We start from the raw sequence: 17,938 nt of genomic DNA, 5'->3' as shown, positions 1-17,938 counted from the left end.
CGCTCACAGCTCCGGCTTGGGCGCCTGACCGGGCAGGTCGTCGGTGCCGACCACCGGGATCTGCGCGGTGAGGGAGGCGGCGACCGAGTGGTCGATCTCGGGCTCGGGCAGGTGGTGCTCGCGCAGGACCATGAGCGACTTCGGCTCCAGCGGGAGCGTTTCGCCGGGGTCGAGCGGCTCGGTGTTCGCCCGCTCCCCCGCGGTGTCGACGTACGCGTCCCACTTCGGGGCGTACTCGAAGTCGGGGAGCCGGAAGTCGACCTTGTCGTCACCCGCGTTGAAGAGCACGAGGAAGTGGTCGTCGCTGATCGACTCGCCGCGGCGATCGCGCTCGCGGATGCCCTGGCCGTTGAGGAACACACCCACCGCGAGGCCGAAGCCGTTGTCCCAGTCCTCCGGCTGCATGAGCGAGCCGTCGGGACGCAGCCACACCACGTCGGGGATAGGAGCGCCCTCCTCCATCTTCACCGGGCGGCCGTCGAAGAACCGGCTGCGGCGGAAGGTGGGGTGCTGCTTGCGGAGCCGAGCGAGGGCGGCGGTGAACTCGATGAGCGGGGTGTCGATGGTCGACCAGTCCACCCACGTGATCTCGTTGTCCTGCGCGTAGCCGTTGTTGTTGCCGCCCTGCGTGCGACCGAGTTCGTCGCCGTGCAGCAGCATAGGCACGCCCTGGCTGAGCAGCAGTGTCGCGATGAAGTTGCGCTGCTGCTGCGCACGACGCTTCAGCACCTCGGGATCATCGGTGGGACCTTCGACGCCCATGTTGCTGGAGCGGTTGTGCGATTCGCCGTCGTTGTTGTCTTCGCCGTTGGCGTCGTTGTGCTTGTCGTTGTACGACACGAGGTCGCGGAGCGTGAAACCGTCGTGCGCGGTGACGAAGTTGATCGACGCCACGGGGAACCGGCCCGAGTGCTCGTAGAGGTCGGCCGAACCCGTCAGGCGCGAGGCGAACTCGCCGAGGGCCTGGGGCTCACCGCGCCAGAAGTCGCGGACGGTGTCGCGGTACTTGCCGTTCCACTCGGTCCACTGGGGCGGGAAGTTGCCGACCTGGTAGCCACCGGGGCCGACGTCCCAGGGCTCGGCGATCAGCTTGACCTGCGAGACCACCGGGTCCTGCTGCACGAGCTCGAAGAAGGTGGCGAGCTTGTCGACCTCGTAGAACTCGCGAGCGAGGGTCGAGGCGAGGTCGAAGCGGAAGCCGTCGACGTGCATCTCGAGCACCCAGTAGCGCAGCGAATCCATGATCAGCTGCAGGGTGTGGGGGTTGCCCACGTTCATGCTGTTACCGGTGCCGGTGTAGTCGGTGTAGTAGCGCTTGTCGTCGTCTTCGAGGCGGTAGTACGCCTCGTTGTCGATGCCGCGCATCGACAGCGTCGGGCCCATGTGATTGCCCTCGGCGGTGTGGTTGTAGACCACGTCGAGGATGACCTCGATGCCGGCGGCGTGCAGGGCCTTCACCATGGCCTTGAACTCCTGCACCTGCTGGCCGTGGTCACCGGTTGAGGAGTAGGTGTTCTGCGGCGCGAGGAACGCGATGGTGTTGTACCCCCAGTAGTTCGACAGCCCCTTCTCCTCGAGAGTGGAGTCGTTGACGAACTGGTGCACCGGCATGAGCTCGATCGCCGTGATGCCGAGCTTGCGCAGGTGATCGATGACGGCGGGGTGGGCGATGCCGGCGTAGGTGCCGCGCAGCTCCTCGGGCACGTCGGGGTGCAGCTGGGTGAGGCCCTTCACGTGGGCCTCGTAGATGAAGCTCTCGGCGTAGGGGATCTTCGGCTGACGGTCGCCCGCCCAATCGAAGAACGGGTTGACGACCACGCCCTTCATCATGTGCGGGGCGGAGTCCTCGTCGTTGAACGAGTCGGGGTCGCCGAATTCGTAGCTGAAGACCGGCTGGCCCCAGTCGATCTGCCCCTCGACGGCCTTGGCGTACGGGTCGAGAAGGAGCTTGCTCGCGTTGAAGCGCTTACCGCTCTTCGGGTCGTACTCCCCATGCACGCGGTAGCCGTACCGCTGCCCGGGCTGAACGTTGGGGAGGAAGGCGTGCCACACGAACGCGTCGACGTCCACGAGATCGACACGCGTCTCCGTTCCGTCTTCTTCGAAGAGGCAGAGCTCTACGCGTTCCGCTCCTTCACTGAACAGGGCGAAGTTCGTCCCATTACCGTCGTAAGTGGCCCCGAGGGGATAACTGGATCCTGGCCATACCTGCTGCACGTGGCTCACGATAGACCAGCGTCGTTTCCGGTCAGGACCGCGGTCACCGCTGTTGACAGGTGCCCGCGCCCCGACTATGCGCGGGCCCCCTAAGCGCGCTCCGGGGGATGACGCAGCAGGTCGATCCGCTCGTCGAGGTAGCGCGCGAGGGGCATGTACCCACCGGCCGCGCTCCATCTGACGAGCGGCTCCGACCCGCGCACGGCCACCGGGCTGGACGTCGCATCGAGCCGGGCGAGGTCGATCGGATGCCATCCGATGTGCACCGTCTCCCCCTCGGGCACACCCCCGCGGGCGGCCGCGGCCGACAGCTCGGCGCGGCGCCTCTGCGACTCGGCCGCGAAACCCCGGCGCACCTCGGCGCGCGAGCGCACGATGTCGCCGGTGGCCAGCACACCGTCGTCGGTGAGCAGGAGTACCCCCAGGTGCCACGCCGTCCCCCGCGGGGCGATGCGGGCCGCGCGCGGGAACCCGAGCAGCCGGCGTCCCTCCTGCAGATCCCCCAGCCGTTCGCGCGGCGCGTCGTCGAGGCGCGCGCGGGCGGCGGAGAGCATCTCGTCCGCTGATCCCTCGGTCATGCCCCGCCCCTCTCGTCTCGCTGCGGCTCGGCGTCTCGCTCCGCCTCGGCCCGCTCGAGGACACGACGGGCCGCGCTCACCGCGGCGACGGCATCCGCATGCTCATCCTCTCGGCGTTGCACCGCGGCATCGGCGTCCGCCGCGTCCTTCTCGGCCCGAACGAGGTCGGCACGAAGGGCATCGACGCGCTCGTGCGCGCGGTCGGCCTTCTCGCGCGCCGTGGCGAGTGTCTTCTCGATCGAGGTCCGCTCGCGCTCGGCGTCGGCACGTGCGCGTTCCGCCTCGCGCACCGCCTGTTCCGCGGCTTTCCGCGCTCTCCGGGCGGCGAGGTCGTCGCGCGGCGCCGGCGTCGGCAGGGCGTCGGGGAGCGAGCCGGCGACCGCCTGGCCGAGGGTGTCGCCCTCGAGGGCCGCCAGGTCGACGGCGGCCACGAGGCGCCCCGTCAGGATCGCCGCGGCGGCCGTCTCGTCGACGATCGCGGCGTTGACGCTCTTCTCCACGGCATCGGCCGTCGCCGCGCTCAGCGGTGTGCCCGCGCCGGCGGCGAGCTCACCCGCGCGGCGGGCGAGTGCCGACACCAGCTGTCGACGCTGTCGTCCGAGACGTGCGAGTTCGGCGGCATCCCTGTCATCCTGCGCTTCGTGCAGCGCCCGCGACAGTTCGACCGCTTCACCGAGCTGTCCGTCGCGCACGAGCAGGTTCACGGCCCAGGCGGCGACGGTGGGCTTTCGCAGCCGGGCGATCCGGCGGCCGACGGCTCCGCCGATCTCGGCGGCGCGTTCGTTGCGGGCGGTGGTGAAGCGCGCGGGCGGCAGGGCGAGCAACTCGGCGGCGACCTCGTCGAGGCGTGCGTCGTCGTCGGTCATCCCCTTATTGTCTCCACTCGGGAGGGGGGTGACCACCCGCTCCCCGCGCGCTCAGAGCGAGACGATCCCCGGGCGCGGGCCGCGGATCTCACGATGGAGTCGCTCCATGCGCGCGTCGAGCTCTGATGCGGTGTCGGCGGCGTTCTTCAGTTCGGCGAGCAGCTCGGCCGGCACGAGGCGGTCGTACTTGTAGTAGATCTTGTGCTCCAGGCTGGCCCAGAAGTCCATCGCAATCGTGCGGAACTGCACCTCGACGGGCACGTCGACGCGCCCCGTCGACAGGTACACGGGAACCTCGACGATGACGTGCAGGCTCTTGTACCCGTTCGCCTTCGGCTGGGCGATGTAGTCCTTCACGTCGCGCACGGTGATGTCGTCCTGCCGAGTGAGCAGATCGGACAGACGGTAGGCGTCATCGACGAAGCTGCACGTGATGCGGATGCCGGCGATGTCGGTGATGGCCGAGCGGATCGAGTCGAAGTCGGCCTCGATGCCCTTGCGCCGCACCTTGTCGACGAGGCTGTCCGGCGACTTCACTCGGCTCGAGACGTGCTCGATCGGGTTGTACGCGTGCATCTCCTGGAACTCTTCGCGCAGGATCGAGATCTTCGTCTCGACTTCGGCGAGCCCGAACCGGTACTCCATCAGGAAGCGTTGGAACTCGTCGCGCAGAGCACGGAGAGCAGCGCCGGAGACGGTGATCTGCTGATCGTCCAGCGCATCCGACATGGACACGACGGTACCGACGACGACTACGAGGCCGCTGAGAGCCTCACCGTTGCGGCGGCTCCGATGCGCGCGGCACCAATTCGCCGTCGATGACGTCGATGCCGATCAGGCTACGGAAGACCTCCGGCAGGTCCGGGTCTTCCGCAGGCTCGGAATGCCGAGGGGGCGGGGGGTGGGGTGTCACGGCGCTCTCCTTCCGTGCGTGACCCCACTGTGTCAGGTGGCCCGCGCACCCCCGGGTGGTCTTGACACCGCGTGATCCGGCGCGTATTTCCCCCGCGCTCTGGCGTATCGTGGCGGCATGGGGACCATTCACTACGGCGGAAGCGGCACGGTCGTCCACATCGAGGACCGTGCTCTCGCCCACCTCAAGGTCGTGATCTCGACCAAGCTGCGTCGCGGAGAGAGCTTCACGCTCTCGTGGCGTCACCGCGACGACGAGGAACGCGGACGCAGCACGCTGTGGCTGCACCCCGCGATCCCCCTGCGCTTCGTCTTCGACGAAACCGAACCCACGACACTGAGCCGCGAATGGATCGAGCGCCTCGCCGATTCGGCGAACTCTTCGGGCGGCATCATGCTCGTCCCCGAAGACCTCAGCCCCGCCGAACATTCCGGCACGGCCTGAGCCCCGCTCGCGGCGCGGCGGGCGACCGGCCGCGTCGGACGGGGTCAGCCCTCTTCGACGTGTGCGTCTTCGCTGGGCTCGGGGGTGATCGCGAGACCGTTGGGGCCGGAGGCCGCGAGCATGAGATCTTCGACCCACACGCGGTTGATGCGCGGCTGGCGGCTTCCGTAGAAGTGGAACTGGATCGGCACCGAGGGATGCATCCAGAAGCTGCGACGCCCGCTGCCGTCGCCGACCTCGACGTCGAACATGAACGACTCCGAGCGGCGCAGCTTGTTCATCACGACGATGCGCAGGTGTGCCAGCGTGCGGTCATCGATGTCGACCGCATTGGCCACGGTGTCGTAGATGAATCTGCCCATGTCCACGAGCCTAGTCGAGGAAGACGGAGAGCCCTCCGCATTCCCGGATGCCATGCCGACTCCCCCGAATCAAGCCCTCGAGCCGCGGTCGCGCGGCGAGGCTAACGTGCTCGTGTGGGAACGCTTTACTACGGAGATGCCGCGACGCCGATCGAGATAGACGATCGTGCGTTGGCGCACGTCAAGGTCGTCATCGCCACCAAGCTCCGCCGGAGCGAGAGCTTCACGCTGTCGTGGACGCACGGACCCGGTCAGGAGGTGGGACGCAGCACGGTGTGGCTGCACCCGTCGATCCCGCTGCGGTTCGTGTTCGACGAGCCCGAGCCGGCACTCCTGAGCCGCGTGTGGATCGAGGCCCTGGCGAACTCGGCGAATTCCTCGGGAGGACTGGTCCTCGTCGAGGAACCCCTGCAACTCGGCCCCTGAGTCAGACGTGCGATTGATCGAGGATCTCGCGCGCGCCCTCTTCGACGGCGGCGGGCACCACGAGTGGACGACCCGCCGAGAACGCATCCCATTCGCGCAGGACCACGCCCTCGATATGCGCGGGGTCTACGCCGGGGTACTCCACGCGCAGACGCGCGACCACGTCACGGAACGACGCCACCGGGACGCCGTCGACGACGGCGATTGCTTCGCCCGGGCGCACCGAGGGGCGCGTCTCGACAAGGCGTTCGTCCATGCCTCGATGCTTTCATGGCACCCGGCCACCACCTAATACTCCACGGGCGAGTAGCTAGGCGATCTTCTCGGACGCCGATTCATCTCCGCGGGGCGAGCGTCAACGCGCGAGGTCGGCGTCGACGGGGTGCGGGTCGACCTGATCGACCGCATCTTGGAGCCGGCCGAGGCAGGCGATGACAGCCGCGCTCTCTTCCGGGGTCATGTCGACCACGGCCGCCATCATGCGCGTGTGCATGGATCCGAGGGTTGCTCGCACTTCTTCGTCGCTGGCCGCGGTGGCGACGATGAAGATGCTGCGGCGGTCGGTCGGGTGCGGCACCCGCACCACGTGGCCGGACTTCTCGAGACGGTCGACGATCGCGGTGGTGGAGGCGGTCGACACCCCCAGGTAGCGCGTCAACTCGCTGGGCGACACCTGCCGCTTCTGACCCGCTGCCCTCAACAGATAGCGCAGCACGAGCAGCTCGTTCTCGCCCATCGACATCGAGTCACGGGTTCGCCGCCGCATGGCCACTTCGGCGGCCCGATACACGCGGAAGGCCTGGAGCACCTCGACGGCACGTCGACGGCGATCCTCTTCGCTCGCGCCGTACCAATAACGCGACGACTCCGACCCGTTTTCCACCAGGGCATCTTATGTCAGCCCGACTCGTCCAGCCCCCTGCCCACGCATGGCGCGGGCAGGTACCATGCAATTAGGGCGTTTGGCTAGTTGATAGGCGTCCGAGACACTAACCCATCGAGACATCCGAGGAGGCGAGATGCGAGACCCTGCGACGGCGGCCGACGTGGTGAAGGCACTCAACGACCTCACCGATTCGGGCATCGCCTCCGAGCGCGCGGCGCTGCAATCCCTGGGCATCGGGCCCAACGACGCGAAGGTCCTGCGTTTCCTTCTCCAGCGCGTCGACGACGCCGAGCCCGTCACCCCCCGCATGCTCGCCGCGATGCTCGGCATCTCGTCGGCGGCGACGACGGCCCTGATCGACCGCCTGGCCGACGCCGGCTGGGTGACGCGCGAGCCGTACCCCGGCGACCGGCGCTCCATCGTGGTGCGCGAGACCATCGACGCCGCGTCTCCCGCGCGCCGTATCCTCGCCGTCCGACGCGCGTCCGCGGTGGCTGCGGCGGAACGCCTCGGGCCCGAGGAGCGGCGCATCGTCGCCGACTTCCTCGATGACATCGCCCGCGGCGAGACCGAGGACATGGGTGAGATGTGCCCCCACGACGAAGCGCCCCACACTCCCTGAGGGGTGCGGGGCGCTGTCGCGGCGGTCCTACTCGGTCGAGCGACCGGTCTCCGACTGCAGACGGTCGATCTGCTCGGAGGCCTCGGCCTTGGTGAGGTCGGCGGGGATCTCCTCGCCGGCCTCTCGCGCGAGGGTGTCCAGGTAGCTGCGCTGAGGAGCGGTCATCGGCTCGTCGCCGGTGACCCAGTCGGAGGGGTCCTTCTCGGCGGGGTTGTCACCCTCGCGGACGGCACCCAGGGTCTCTTCTTCACGGGAGGATTCGCTCATGGGCCGAGGCTATGCGCGTTCCGTGACGCCGGGACCGGGATTGACAGGGCGCTCAGGCGGGTGCGGCATCCTGGTCGGATGGCCGACGACTCCCGCCCCGCCGACGTGCAGGTCGACACGTACCGCCGAGGTGCCGCGCGCACGCGCGTGACCCGCGTCTCGACGGGGGCGGACACGGGCCGGTCGTTCGTGCTGGTCGCCGGGATCGGCGTCGCCTCCTCGTACTTCGAGTTCCTCGCACCCCTGCTGGCCGAGGAGGGAGAGGTGTACGCGCTCGACCTTCCGGGCTTCGGAGGTGTTCCGGCCTCCGGTGAGAATCCGACCGCGCAGTTCTTCGCCGATCAGGTGGAGGGTGTGCTCGATCATTACGGTCTCACCGCCCCCGTGCTGATCGGCCACTCGATGGGCACGCAGGTCGTCGCCGAGGTCCTGGCCCGACGCCACCACCTGACGCACGCCGTCCTGGTGAGTCCGGTGGTCGACGAGACCGAGTCCAACGCGCTGCTGCAGGCCGCGCGCTTCGCGCAGTCCACCGTGCGCGAATCGGTCCACATCGCCCTCCTGGCGGTCTCGGCGTATCTGCTGTGCGGTTTCCTCTACTTCTTCGAGACGCTCCCGCACATGCTGCGGTATCGGATCTCCGATCGCATCGGTGCCGGCCGCGCCACCGTGCTGCTGCTGCGCGGAGAGTTCGACCGGCCCTCTCCCCGACGACTGCACTCGCGTCTGGTCGCTCGCGCGGAAGCAGCCCGGCGGTGGGAGATCGAGGGGGCCGCGCACTGCGTCGTGAACAGCCACGCGGTCGGCGTCGCCCGGTTGACGATGCGGCACGTGCGCGACGAGCTCGCGCCGAAGGGGCGGATGCCGGCGGCCGACGCCGCGGTCCCGCCCGCCTCGCACGCCGACGTGCGCATGGTGCTCGGCGCCATGGCGAGCCGGTTCGCGGAGTGGATCAGCGCCGCGCGCAAGGACGAGCACGGCGTCGAACGGGCGAAGGCCCGGCACGCGCGCGTGCTGTGGCGCGCCTACCGGCCCGGCTCCCACGACTGACGCCCGCGGGCCCGCGAGACTCGATCGCCGTGACGAGCGGAGGACCAGGGAGGCGCGGAGTGCCGGGCGGGCCCGTTGGTCCTCCGCAGCTCCCCGCCCCTCCGCCGGTCACCGATCAGTGCACCGTCGACGCGGCGTCGAGCGCGCGTTCCAGGGCCACCGCCGTCGCGATCCGCGCGGCCGCGGGGACCGCCGCGAGGAAGCCGCCGACGAACGTGTCGCCGAGCCCGATGGTCGTGGGGTGCGCGGTGTCGACCACGAAGGCGGGCACTCCCGTCGCCCCGAGCCCGCTCTCCGCCGCCGCGACGACGGCGGCACCCCCGGCATGACGCGGCAGCCGCGCCGTGTCGTCGAGGTCGTCCACGGTGCAGATGTCGCCCAGCCGGTAGCGGGTGGCGGCCGTGCGCACCGCGCTGTCGAGACCCGCGCGATGCCGGGCGGAGTCGGGACCGACGGCGATCGCCCAGTACTTCGTGTGCACCACGAGCGCGCGCGCCGGGATCACCTCGTGCACCTCCGCGAGGGCCGTGACGACGTCGTCGGGTGCGAGCAGGTCGACCGGCCGACCGAGATATTCCTGCAGCTCGTCCTCGTTCATGCCGTAGACGTCGATGCGGTCGAGCAGACGTGCGCGTACGAGCGACGACAGCTCACGGTGGTAGAACCCGGCGTCCTCGTAGTACACGAGGGCGCCGGCGGGCAGGTGCCGCATGGCCGCGGTGAGGTCGTCGAGACGACGTTCGAGCAGGGCGGCGTCCTGCATCGTGTTGAAGCCCGAGACGAGGAAGGCCGCCGCTCCCGCCAGAGCGTCGCCGAGGTCGGTGGCGATCGCCATCTCACGGTTGGGGGCGTCGTTGGCGAAGATGAGGCGGTTGGATGCCGGGGCGGTCACCGTGGCATCCATCAGCTCGACGGTCGCGCCCTCGGGGTACTGCACGATGAGATGCGGATCGAGGGTGTCCCGTGTCGCCGACGACACGATGCGCATGGATGCCGGGAGGAGGTGCCGCACGTTGTCGTCGATGCTCACCAGGTGCTGCAGTGTCGGCACGCCGATGCGATCGAGGGCGATCCCCGCGCGCACCCCCGTGCCGCCGAGGGTGATCTCGACGTCGAAGTGCGCCGCGAAGCGCTCGACGATGTCGCTGGAGAGGACGAAGCGCTCGCCTCCCCCGCCGGTGGCGAGGAAGGCGAGCACCGTCACGACGAGGGCGCGCTCGTCGATGACCGGCGTCGTGGTGGTCAGCTCATCGAGATGGATGCCGTGACTCCGGGCGAGTGCCGAGAGCACGTCGGCATCCCATCCGATCTCGTAATCGACGGTGCCGCCGAGTCCGAGGACGAGGTCTCCCCCCATGACGCCGGTCTCCGATCTCTCAGTACAGGTCGGCCTTGCCGGCGGCGCCGAACAGGTCGATCTTCTCCGCGGCCGTGACCTTCATCGCCGCGATGCACTCGGGCTGGATCGCGTTGGGCTCGCGCAGGCGCCGGTCGGTGCCCAGCACCTCGCGCATGCGGTCGTGGTAGGCCACCTTGATGTCGCTCGAGATGTTGATCTTGTTGATACCGAGCGACACGGCGCGCGAGAGCTCGGCATCCGGGTTGCTGGATCCGCCGTGCAGCACGAGGGGGATGCCGACGGCGGCCTTGATCTGCTCGAGCAGATCGTGGCGCAGCTCGGGGTTCTTCTCGGCCGGGTAGAGCCCGTGCGAAGTGCCGATCGCGATGGCGAGGCTGTCGACGCCCGTCTGCTCGACGAAGCGCACCGCGTCATCCACGTTCGTGTAGATGATCTCGGCGGCACCCGACTCGCCGTAGCTGTCGTTGGCGCCGATCGTGCCGAGCTCGCCCTCCACCTGCACACCGACCGCGTGCGCGGCCTCGACGACCTTCCGGGTGAGGGCGACGTTCTGCTCAAAGGGCTCGAGCGAGGCGTCGATCATGACCGAGGTGAATCCGGCCTTGATCGCGGTGATGATCTGCTCGTACGTTCCGCCGTGGTCCCAGTGGATGGCCACGGGCACGCTCGAGCGGTGCCCACGGGCGTGCATGGCGGGGATCAGGTCGGTGGTGATGTGCGAGACCTCGTCGGGGTGGATGGCGATGATGACCGGAGCGGACTTCTCTTCGCTGATGTCCATGATCCCGGTGAACATCGCCCAATCGCTGATGTTGAAGGCCGGGATGGCGAAGCTGTGGGCATTCGCCACGTCGAGGATGGACTTGCCGGTGTAGAGCACGGAGATTCTCCTTGTTGGGTGGGGTTCGGGTGGCTCAGCTCTTCACCGAACCGGCCGTGAGGCCGCTGATGAAGAAGCGCTGGAAGAAGAGGAAGAGCAGCAGCACGGGGATCGAGCCGAGGATGCTCATCGCCATGATCTGGTTCCACTCGTAGGAGTGCTGGCCCATCAGCAGCTGGATGCCGATCGGCACCGTGCGCATGTCGATGGTGCGCGTGAGGGTCAGCGCGAAGAGGAATTCGTTCCACGCGATCATGAACGTGTAGATGCCGACGGACACGATGCCGGGGATCGAGATCGGCACGAGCACGCGCCAGAGGGCGGTGAAGGACCCGGCGCCGTCGACGCGGACGGCTTCGTCGAGCTCCTTGGGCAGGGTGTTGAAGTACCCCGTCATCATGATGATCGCGTAGGGCAGCGTGAACACCATGTAGGTGAAGATCAGGCCCGGATAGGTGTTGTACAGCCCGAGTCCGACCATGAGCCCGAAGTACGGGATCAGCAGCGTGATCGGCGGCACCGCCTGGACGCTGACGATGATGACGTTGACGATGCGCTTGCCGCGGAACTCGAACCGGCTGAACGCGTAGGCCGCCTGGATGGCGACGAGCAGCGTCAGGATCGTGACCGCCCCCGCCACGACGTAGCTGTTGATGAAGAAGCGGACGGTCTCGGGGTTGGTGAAGATCGAGATGTAGGCGTCGAACGAGAAGGTCTCGGTGACCAGCCGCGGGGGCAGCTCGAAGATCTGCGTGTTCGACTTGAACGAGCTCGACAGCATCCAGAGCACCGGGCCCGCGGCGAAGACCGCCCCGAGCAGGAGGCCGATGAACACACCGGTCGTGGCGAGCCGACGACGAGTGACGGTGGTGGTNCGGAGCGCTCGTGACGGACGGACGCGCGGGGGTGGTCAGGGCCATGTCAGTCCCTCGCCTTCTGCTGGCGGACGTAGAGCACCGCGATGATCATCGACATCGCCAGGACCAGCACCGCCGAGGTGGAGGCCATCGAGAAGTCGTACTTCGCGAATGCGAGCTTGTAGGTGTAGGTGCTGAGCATCTCGGTGACGTCGATGGGACCGCCGCCGGTGGTCAGCCAGATGAGAGCGAACTGCTGCGACGTCCAGATGAGGTCGAGCAGCACGAGGCTGACGATGATGGGGCGCAGCTGCGGGATCGTGACGTTCCAGAAGCGCTGGACGGGGCTGGCGCCGTCGACGGTCGCCGCCTCGTACAGGTCGCTCGGGATGCCCTGGAGCCCCGCGAGCAGGCTCACCATGAAGAAGGGGTAGCCCGCCCAGATGTTGATGAAGGTCACCGTGCCGAGCGCGAGCGCCGGGGAGGCGAGCCACTCGATGTCGGTGTTGAGCAGGAAGTTGACGATGCCGTTGGGGGCGAGCAACATGCGCCAGAGCACTGCGATGACCGCGACGGTGAACAACCATGGCAGAACGTAGAGCCCGCGGAAGATCGCGCGGGGGACGGCGCCGATGAGACGACTGTTCAACAGGAGGGCGAACGAGAGGCCGAGCACGAGGTGCGCGGCGACGCTGGTGAGGGTGAAGAAGAGAGTGTTGCCCGTCGCCTTCCAGAAGCCCGGGTCGGTGAGGATCGTGACGTAGTTGGCGACGCCCACGACATCAGGGCTCTTGTTCAGGATGACGTTGTCCTGGAACGAGTAGCCGATCACCATCACGATCGGGACGATCATGAGGACGAACAGCAGGATGAGGGTGGGCGAGAGGAAGACGTAGGCCTCGCCGGCCTTGCGGAGCTGCCGGGTACGCCGCGAGAGCGGTCGTCCGGTGACGATTACCTCGGTGTCGGGGGGTGTGAGGGTGCGCATGGTCATGGTGTGCGGCTTTCGATGAGCGGGATGCCGCACCGCGGGGGGCGATGCGGCATCCCGGATCGGCGTCGGATCAGAACTCCGACGTCCATTCGTCCTGCGTCTTGGTGAGCGCGTCGCTCATCGACTGCTGACCGTCCAACGCCGACTGGAACTGCGTGCCGAACTGGCGCATGAGCTCTTCGGCGACGGGCAGACCCGTGAACTCGTTCGCGGGGTAACCGTCCTTGTAGATCTCGAAGGCGGTCTTGAACAGCTCGTCGTCCTCGACGAAGGTCGGCACGCTCTCGGTGTTGCCCGGGAAGGCCTTGGCCATCGTCGACAGCTCGCTGTTGACGTCGGTGCCCATCAGGAACTGCACCAACTTGAAGGCGGCGTCCTTGTGCTCGGAGTTCTCGGCGACGCCGATGCCCCACGAGGCGTAGGGGATGCCGCGCTCACCGGAGAACCCGTCCTCGGCGGGGATCGCCGAGATGGAGAAGGTCAGGTCGGGGTTGGACTCGCGGATGAGGTTGATGTGCGCGAGCGAGTCGATCATCATGCCCACGCGACCGTTGGTGAACTCCTCGACCTTGTCCTGCTCCTTCATGGTGAAGGATCCGGGGGCGATGACCCCATCGGCCCAGAGCTGCTGGATGTAGTCGGTGGCGGCGGAGACGTCGGAGTTCGTCAGGTCGGGCTGACCGTCCTTCAGCATGGAACCGCCGGAGGCCCAGACCCACGACATGACGTCGTTCTGGACGCCGTTGGGGGCCTCGAGCGAAAGCGGGAGCACCCATCCCGACACGTCGCCGCCGAGAGCCGTGATCTTCTTGGCCGCGTCCGCGAACTCGGTGCGCGTCGAGGGCGGAGCCGTGACACCCGCCTGGGCGAGCAGGCCGTCGTTCGTGAACATCGGGTAGACGAAGTTGACGACCGGGATCATGTACGTGCTGTCGTCGACCTTGATCTGGCTGGCGAGCTGGCTGTCGTCGTACCCCGCCTCGCTCATGAGCTGCGTCAGGTCGGCGATCACGCCCTGCTTCGCGAAGTCGCTCACCCACGCGCCGTCGAGCCCGACGACGTCGGGCATGGTGCCGGAGGCCGCGCCCGCGAAGAGCTGCTCCTTGGTCGAGGCGTAGGGGCCGCTGACGAGATCGACCTTGATGCCGGGGTTCTCCTGCTCGAACTGGTCCATGAGACCGCGGAACTCGCCGTCGCCGAGCTCGGGTTCCCACCACTGGGCGAACTCGATCGTGACGTCTCCGTCTGCGGCGGGAGCGGAGCCGCTCGACGAGCACCCCGCCATCGCCAGGAGGGTCGTGGCCGCTGCTGCGACACCGACGAGCTTGATGGCGTTCCGACGCCGACGCCCGCTGTTGTCCATCGTTTCTCCTCGTTGAGATCTGCTGCATTTCGCGCTGTTCTGCGCGTTCTTGCATCTTTAAGCATGAGTATGCGCTCCTGTGCCGGAGTAATCAAGCGCCCGATGCAGATTCGTGACTATTACGGCAGCGAACCGCGCTCGAAGTGGCAAAATCCGCGGTTTTGCTGCTGTTCCATGCTGTTTTCCCGGAATTCATGCGGCTTCCCGTGCTGCTCTGTGCTAGAGATGACGGCATGGACGCAGCCACAGTGACGACGAAGAGGCGCTTGCCGGCGGGGAGGAAGGCCGAGCTCGCCGCGTACGTCGCCGAATCGGGACAGGTCACGGTCGTCGATCTCGCCTCGCACTTCGGCGTCTCGATCGACACCGTGCGCCGTGACCTCGATCAACTCGACCGTGAGGGGATCGTCGTGCGCACGCACGGAGGCGCGGTGAGCGCGATGTCGGTGCCCGGCCGCGACCGGGGTCTCGACGTGCGCCTGCAGATGCAGATCTCCGAGAAGGAACGCATCGCGGCTCTCGCCGTCGACCTCGTCGAGGACGGCTCCGTCCTCATGCTCAATGCGGGCACGACGACGCTCGCGGTCGCCCGGGCGCTGCGCAACCACCGCAACCTGACGATCGCGACGAACAACCTGCGCATCCCCGCCGAGATCTCCCCCAGCGTCTTCCGCGACCTCTTCATCTTCGGCGGTGCCGTCCGGACCATCACCCAGGCCACGACCGGTCCGGTCACGCTCGCGATGAGCTCGAACACCACCGAGGTCGACATCCGTTGCGATTACGCCCTCATCGCCGTCGGCGCGGTCGATGCGTCAGGGTATTCCACGAGCAATCTCGGCGACGCGACGATGATGAGCGAGATGATCCAACGCGCCGATCGCACCGTCATCCTCGCCGACTCCAGCAAACTCGACCGCCGGCTGTTCGCGCAGGTCGCGCCGCTCGAGAAGGCCGATTACCTCGTCACGGACGCAGCGCCGTCACACGACCTCGCGGCCGCCCTGGCGGAGGCGGGGGTGACGGTGCTGACGCCCTGAGGAGATCATCGCCCGGGACGCGCTCACCCCGCGGCGAGCGGAACCCGCAGGATCGAGTCATCGCTGCCCGCGCCACGGTCGGTGTTGCTCGTGACCATCCACAGGTCGCCGTCGGGGGTGACGACCGCGTCGCGGAGACGTCCGAATTCTCCGACGTAGAACTCACTCGAGGTGTCGGGGGCGGAAGCGGGCACGACCCGAAGACGCTGACCGCGGAGATTGGCGATGAAGACGGTGTCTCCGACGACGGCGAGGCCGCTGGGACTGGCATCGGCGGGCGCCCATTGCTGTACGGGATCGGTGAAGCGATCGTCGTCGCCGACGCCCTCGACCTCCGGCCAGCCGTAGTTCGCGCCCGGCTCGATGATGTTGAGCTCGTCCCAGGTGTCTTGACCGAACTCCGACGCGAACATCGTGCCCGCGGCATCCCACCCGATGCCCTGGGGGTTGCGGTGGCCGAGGCTCCAGACGGGCGAACCCGGCAGGGGGTTGTCCGCCGGGATGCTGCCGTCGGGGGCGACCCGGAGGATCTTGCCGCCGAGCACCTCGGGGTCCTGGGCGGCTTCCGGATCGGCCGCATCGCCCGCGGTGACGTAGAGCATGCCGTCCGGTCCGAAAGCGAGGCGCCCGCCGTTGTGGATGTTCGCGGAGGGGATGCCGTCGACGATCGTCTCGACGGCCCCGAGTGCGAACGAACCCGGCATGCCCTCGAGAGCGAATCGCACAACTCGGTTGCCGCCGGGGGTCGTGACGTAGGCGTAGAGGAAGTCCTGGGCGTGAGCGAGGCCGAGCAGGCCCCCCTCGCCCCGCGCGGCGAGGTCGGGGACCTCGCCGATGACGCGCGTGCCCTCGTCGCTCAGCTCGAGGATCTCGCCCGTGTCGCGCTGGCTGATCAGTGCGGTCTCGCCCACGAAGGCGACCGACCACGGCGTCGTGAGGCCGGACACGATGACCTCCGGCTCCCCCGCGGGACGAGGCGAGCCGTCCTCCCCGGGCGCCGGGGCGCTCGTGGTCGCGGTCTCGGAGGGCGTCCGCGGCGACGGCGGCAGGGCTCCCGACTCCCGCTCACCCGTGCAACCGGCGAGGGCGACGAGAGAGAACGTCAGCGCCGCCGCTGCGCCGGAACGGCGCCTACGCGTCGAGGTCATCGGCGTACCGGCGGAAGTCGCCGCGATGCGTGTGCATGTCCCACAGGTGTCCTGCGAGCACGTCGGGGTCGTGGGTCGCGTCGCCGGGCGCGATCTCGCGGGGGATGATGAGCTGGCCCACGTGGATGCCCTCGTCGGCGACGGCGTCGTGCAGCATCTGCCCGTAGGCGCTCTGTCCCTCTTCGTCGAAGCGGCGTGCGACGGCGGCGCCGAATCCGGGGCTGGCTCCGATGATGGCGATGGTGGTCATTCGGTCTCCCTGGTGGCTGCGGTGTCGGTGGTTCGCTCGAGGCCGCGACGGCCCGCCTGTCGAGCGGATGCCGGAGCCGCGCCCGGGACGAGGCGCGCGACCCTCCATCTCCTCATCCGGATTACCCGTCGTTCCTGGAAGCCCCGGAGGGGTTGCGCGGCCGTCGGGTGCGGTGTCACCGGGGTTCCCGGCGCGATGTCTGCCCGGCACCGGGAACGGAACTCCTCCGCCACGACGACGACGAGGCCCCGGACGATGAGGTCATCGGTCCGAGGTCCCGCCTGCGGTGAGCTCGATTCAGCTCGACGTCATTCCGTGATGAGGTAGAGGCCGTGGAATCCGTACTTGTTGTGCTGGGAGGCGCGCAGCTTGGTGACGGGTCGGACCGGGGTCACGTAGCCGGGGGTTGAGGTGGTGCCGATGTTCTTCAGGAACGTCTCACCCCACGCCGCGACGCGGTTGTCCGACAGCAACGCGAATCCCGAGGTGATCGATCCACTGATCTGCGTGGCCGTGGTGATGTTCTTCACCTGCACCGGCATGTTGCGATCCGTCGTGGTGCCGTCACCGAGCTGACCGGAGCCGTTCTCCCCCCACGCCCAGACCGTTCCGTCGGACTTCAACGCGTACCCGCTGCCGAAGCCGTAGTCCGACCCCGGGCCGCCCGAGATCTGGGTCACGCCCGTGAGACCGGGGATCTGCCCCGGCGTCGGCCGCGCGTTCGTGGTGCCGTCGCACAGCTGACCCTTGTCGTTGTTGCCCCACGCCCACACGGTCCCATCGCTCTTCAGCGCCAACCCACCGCCACCGAACCCGGATGCGAGCTGCACCACATCGGTCAGCCCGGCGATCGTCGCCGCCGTCCCCCGCGGGTTCCCATCGGCATCGCCGCGCTGAAACGACCAGCCGGCACCCCACGACTTCACCGTCCCATCCGACATCAGCGCGAACACCGTGCGCAGCGCCGTCGACGCCAACTGCGTGGCACCCGGCAGCGACTTCACCTTCTGCGGCGACGGCCACTGCGTCCCCCACTTCGACGAATCCTCCTGCCCCAACTGCGCGTTCACACCATCGCCCCACGCCCACACATCCCCGTTCGCCGTCAGCGCGTGCGACGCCCCCAACGTGGTGGTGATCGAGATCACATTCGACAGCCCCGGAACGATCCCCCACACGAACCGATCCGTCTTCGTCCCATCACCCAGAGACCCCTCACCGTTGGACCCCGTCGACCACACCGTCCCATCCGCCAGCAACGCCAGCGCATGCGTCCCCGCCGCACTGATCTCCACCACCGGCGACGAGAACTTCAACGACGTCTGCAACAACTCCGCCTGATCATTCCCCGCCGAACCGATACCCAACTGCCCGAAATAATTGCTCGAACCCACCAGCACATTCGCCCCCACCAC

At 68.2% G+C, this 17,938-nt stretch carries 22 protein-coding genes; 5 read left to right on the top strand and 17 right to left on the bottom strand.

Annotated elements, in window-relative coordinates:
* Positions 1-3: 3 nt before the first annotated feature.
* The 5 genes from glgX to ACTJJP_RS13250 form a co-directional block, all read right to left on the bottom strand.
* Entirely contained in the window at positions 4-2,226 is a 2,223-nt protein-coding gene (gene glgX, locus ACTJJP_RS13270) for a glycogen debranching protein GlgX (RefSeq protein ID WP_440775470.1), read from the bottom strand.
* A gap of 80 nt (positions 2,227-2,306) precedes the next feature.
* The gene (locus ACTJJP_RS13265; protein ID WP_440775469.1) at positions 2,307-2,795 is read right to left on the bottom strand and encodes a glutaminase; all 489 of its coding nucleotides are present in this window, start codon (positions 2,793-2,795) and stop codon (positions 2,307-2,309) included.
* Positions 2,792-3,661 carry a transposase gene (locus tag ACTJJP_RS13260; protein ID WP_440775468.1) on the bottom strand — a complete coding sequence of 290 codons (870 nt, stop codon included), beginning with the start codon at positions 3,659-3,661 and terminating at the stop codon, positions 2,792-2,794. The genes ACTJJP_RS13265 and ACTJJP_RS13260 overlap by 4 nt, the downstream gene beginning before the upstream one ends.
* 51 nt (positions 3,662-3,712) lie before the next feature.
* Positions 3,713-4,390, bottom strand: a complete 678-nt coding sequence (locus ACTJJP_RS13255) for a GTP pyrophosphokinase (RefSeq protein ID WP_440775467.1) — start codon at positions 4,388-4,390, stop codon at positions 3,713-3,715.
* A gap of 43 nt (positions 4,391-4,433) precedes the next feature.
* The gene (locus ACTJJP_RS13250; protein ID WP_440775466.1) at positions 4,434-4,574 is read right to left on the bottom strand and encodes a hypothetical protein; all 141 of its coding nucleotides are present in this window, start codon (positions 4,572-4,574) and stop codon (positions 4,434-4,436) included.
* 117 nt (positions 4,575-4,691) lie between these two features.
* Here ACTJJP_RS13250 and ACTJJP_RS13245 point away from each other — a divergent pair, with 117 nt between their 5' ends.
* Entirely contained in the window at positions 4,692-5,018 is a 327-nt protein-coding gene (locus tag ACTJJP_RS13245) for a DUF7882 family protein (RefSeq protein ID WP_440775465.1), read from the top strand.
* Between the two features lie 44 nt (positions 5,019-5,062).
* Here ACTJJP_RS13245 and ACTJJP_RS13240 read toward each other — a convergent pair whose 3' ends face one another.
* Positions 5,063-5,380, bottom strand: a complete 318-nt coding sequence (locus ACTJJP_RS13240) for a DUF7882 family protein (protein WP_055959437.1) — start codon at positions 5,378-5,380, stop codon at positions 5,063-5,065.
* A 114-nt stretch (positions 5,381-5,494) separates the two neighbouring features.
* On the opposite strand from ACTJJP_RS13240, the gene ACTJJP_RS13235 reads away from it, so the two are divergent.
* Positions 5,495-5,806: a DUF7882 family protein gene (locus ACTJJP_RS13235; RefSeq protein WP_440775464.1), complete on the top strand. Its 312-nt coding sequence runs from the start codon at positions 5,495-5,497 to the stop codon at positions 5,804-5,806.
* Between the two features lies 1 nt (position 5,807).
* Here ACTJJP_RS13235 and ACTJJP_RS13230 read toward each other — a convergent pair whose 3' ends face one another.
* On the bottom strand, positions 5,808-6,062 hold the full coding sequence (locus tag ACTJJP_RS13230) for a three-helix bundle dimerization domain-containing protein (RefSeq protein ID WP_440775463.1): 255 nt from the start codon (positions 6,060-6,062) through the stop codon (positions 5,808-5,810).
* 99 nt (positions 6,063-6,161) lie between these two features.
* Complete coding sequence (locus ACTJJP_RS13225; RefSeq protein WP_440775462.1) at positions 6,162-6,689, bottom strand: MarR family winged helix-turn-helix transcriptional regulator; 528 nt, start codon at positions 6,687-6,689, stop codon at positions 6,162-6,164.
* Between the two features lie 136 nt (positions 6,690-6,825).
* Here ACTJJP_RS13225 and ACTJJP_RS13220 point away from each other — a divergent pair, with 136 nt between their 5' ends.
* Positions 6,826-7,314, top strand: a complete 489-nt coding sequence (locus ACTJJP_RS13220) for a MarR family winged helix-turn-helix transcriptional regulator (protein ID WP_440775461.1) — start codon at positions 6,826-6,828, stop codon at positions 7,312-7,314.
* A gap of 27 nt (positions 7,315-7,341) precedes the next feature.
* On the opposite strand, the gene ACTJJP_RS13215 is transcribed toward ACTJJP_RS13220, so the two are convergent.
* Positions 7,342-7,581: a DUF3072 domain-containing protein gene (locus tag ACTJJP_RS13215; protein WP_440775460.1), complete on the bottom strand. Its 240-nt coding sequence runs from the start codon at positions 7,579-7,581 to the stop codon at positions 7,342-7,344.
* A gap of 78 nt (positions 7,582-7,659) precedes the next feature.
* Here ACTJJP_RS13215 and ACTJJP_RS13210 point away from each other — a divergent pair, with 78 nt between their 5' ends.
* Positions 7,660-8,631 carry an alpha/beta fold hydrolase gene (locus ACTJJP_RS13210; RefSeq protein WP_440775459.1) on the top strand — a complete coding sequence of 324 codons (972 nt, stop codon included), beginning with the start codon at positions 7,660-7,662 and terminating at the stop codon, positions 8,629-8,631.
* Positions 8,632-8,746: 115 nt separating this feature from the next.
* On the opposite strand, the gene ACTJJP_RS13205 is transcribed toward ACTJJP_RS13210, so the two are convergent.
* From ACTJJP_RS13205 to ACTJJP_RS13185, 5 genes are all read right to left on the bottom strand, one after another.
* Positions 8,747-9,988 (bottom strand): ADP-dependent glucokinase/phosphofructokinase, encoded by a 1,242-nt coding sequence (locus tag ACTJJP_RS13205; RefSeq protein WP_440775458.1) that lies wholly within the window; start codon positions 9,986-9,988, stop codon positions 8,747-8,749.
* Positions 9,989-10,007: 19 nt separating this feature from the next.
* The gene (locus ACTJJP_RS13200; RefSeq protein WP_440775457.1) at positions 10,008-10,871 is read right to left on the bottom strand and encodes a ketose-bisphosphate aldolase; all 864 of its coding nucleotides are present in this window, start codon (positions 10,869-10,871) and stop codon (positions 10,008-10,010) included.
* Positions 10,872-10,905: 34 nt separating this feature from the next.
* Entirely contained in the window at positions 10,906-11,706 is an 801-nt protein-coding gene (locus ACTJJP_RS13195; protein ID WP_440775456.1) for a carbohydrate ABC transporter permease, read from the bottom strand.
* Positions 11,707-11,792: 86 nt separating this feature from the next.
* On the bottom strand, positions 11,793-12,722 hold the full coding sequence (locus ACTJJP_RS13190; RefSeq protein ID WP_440775455.1) for a carbohydrate ABC transporter permease: 930 nt from the start codon (positions 12,720-12,722) through the stop codon (positions 11,793-11,795).
* A gap of 70 nt (positions 12,723-12,792) precedes the next feature.
* Positions 12,793-14,085, bottom strand: coding sequence for an ABC transporter substrate-binding protein (locus ACTJJP_RS13185; RefSeq protein WP_440775454.1), 1,293 nt, complete (start codon positions 14,083-14,085; stop codon positions 12,793-12,795).
* A gap of 233 nt (positions 14,086-14,318) precedes the next feature.
* Between ACTJJP_RS13185 and ACTJJP_RS13180 the strand changes: the two genes are divergently transcribed.
* Positions 14,319-15,125 (top strand): DeoR/GlpR family DNA-binding transcription regulator, encoded by an 807-nt coding sequence (locus tag ACTJJP_RS13180; RefSeq protein ID WP_440775453.1) that lies wholly within the window; start codon positions 14,319-14,321, stop codon positions 15,123-15,125.
* A 23-nt stretch (positions 15,126-15,148) separates the two neighbouring features.
* Here ACTJJP_RS13180 and ACTJJP_RS13175 read toward each other — a convergent pair whose 3' ends face one another.
* The 3 genes from ACTJJP_RS13175 to ACTJJP_RS13165 form a co-directional block, all read right to left on the bottom strand.
* Entirely contained in the window at positions 15,149-16,273 is a 1,125-nt protein-coding gene (locus tag ACTJJP_RS13175) for a PQQ-dependent sugar dehydrogenase (protein WP_440775452.1), read from the bottom strand.
* Entirely contained in the window at positions 16,257-16,523 is a 267-nt protein-coding gene (locus tag ACTJJP_RS13170; RefSeq protein ID WP_440775451.1) for a hypothetical protein, read from the bottom strand. The genes ACTJJP_RS13175 and ACTJJP_RS13170 overlap by 17 nt, the downstream gene beginning before the upstream one ends.
* 308 nt (positions 16,524-16,831) lie before the next feature.
* A partial coding sequence (locus tag ACTJJP_RS13165) for an RCC1 domain-containing protein (protein ID WP_440775450.1) occupies positions 16,832-17,938 on the bottom strand: 1,107 nt, incomplete at its 5' end.

Source organism: Microbacterium sp. 22296 (assembly GCF_052045385.1).
GTDB lineage: Bacteria > Actinomycetota > Actinomycetes > Actinomycetales > Microbacteriaceae > Microbacterium.
Note: the sequence above shows the minus strand (reverse complement) of the source record. Positions and strands in the feature narration are given on the sequence as shown.

Excerpts from the sequence above, each read along its gene's own strand:
- ACTJJP_RS13265 (WP_440775469.1), bottom strand. The coding sequence starts at position 2,795 with ATGACCGAGGGATCAGCGGACGAGATGCTCTCCGCCGCCCGCGCGCGC.
- ACTJJP_RS13260 (WP_440775468.1), bottom strand. The coding sequence starts at position 3,661 with ATGACCGACGACGACGCACGCCTCGACGAGGTCGCCGCCGAGTTGCTC.
- ACTJJP_RS13255 (WP_440775467.1), bottom strand. The coding sequence starts at position 4,390 with ATGTCGGATGCGCTGGACGATCAGCAGATCACCGTCTCCGGCGCTGCT.
- ACTJJP_RS13245 (WP_440775465.1), top strand. The coding sequence starts at position 4,692 with ATGGGGACCATTCACTACGGCGGAAGCGGCACGGTCGTCCACATCGAG.
- ACTJJP_RS13240 (WP_055959437.1), bottom strand. The coding sequence starts at position 5,380 with ATGGGCAGATTCATCTACGACACCGTGGCCAATGCGGTCGACATCGAT.
- ACTJJP_RS13230 (WP_440775463.1), bottom strand. The coding sequence starts at position 6,062 with ATGGACGAACGCCTTGTCGAGACGCGCCCCTCGGTGCGCCCGGGCGAA.
- ACTJJP_RS13220 (WP_440775461.1), top strand. The coding sequence starts at position 6,826 with ATGCGAGACCCTGCGACGGCGGCCGACGTGGTGAAGGCACTCAACGAC.
- ACTJJP_RS13215 (WP_440775460.1), bottom strand. The coding sequence starts at position 7,581 with ATGAGCGAATCCTCCCGTGAAGAAGAGACCCTGGGTGCCGTCCGCGAG.
- ACTJJP_RS13210 (WP_440775459.1), top strand. The coding sequence starts at position 7,660 with ATGGCCGACGACTCCCGCCCCGCCGACGTGCAGGTCGACACGTACCGC.
- ACTJJP_RS13205 (WP_440775458.1), bottom strand. The coding sequence starts at position 9,988 with ATGGGGGGAGACCTCGTCCTCGGACTCGGCGGCACCGTCGATTACGAG.
- ACTJJP_RS13190 (WP_440775455.1), bottom strand. The coding sequence starts at position 12,722 with ATGACCATGCGCACCCTCACACCCCCCGACACCGAGGTAATCGTCACC.
- ACTJJP_RS13185 (WP_440775454.1), bottom strand. The coding sequence starts at position 14,085 with ATGGACAACAGCGGGCGTCGGCGTCGGAACGCCATCAAGCTCGTCGGT.
- ACTJJP_RS13180 (WP_440775453.1), top strand. The coding sequence starts at position 14,319 with ATGGACGCAGCCACAGTGACGACGAAGAGGCGCTTGCCGGCGGGGAGG.
- ACTJJP_RS13175 (WP_440775452.1), bottom strand. The coding sequence starts at position 16,273 with ATGACCTCGACGCGTAGGCGCCGTTCCGGCGCAGCGGCGGCGCTGACG.
- ACTJJP_RS13170 (WP_440775451.1), bottom strand. The coding sequence starts at position 16,523 with ATGACCACCATCGCCATCATCGGAGCCAGCCCCGGATTCGGCGCCGCC.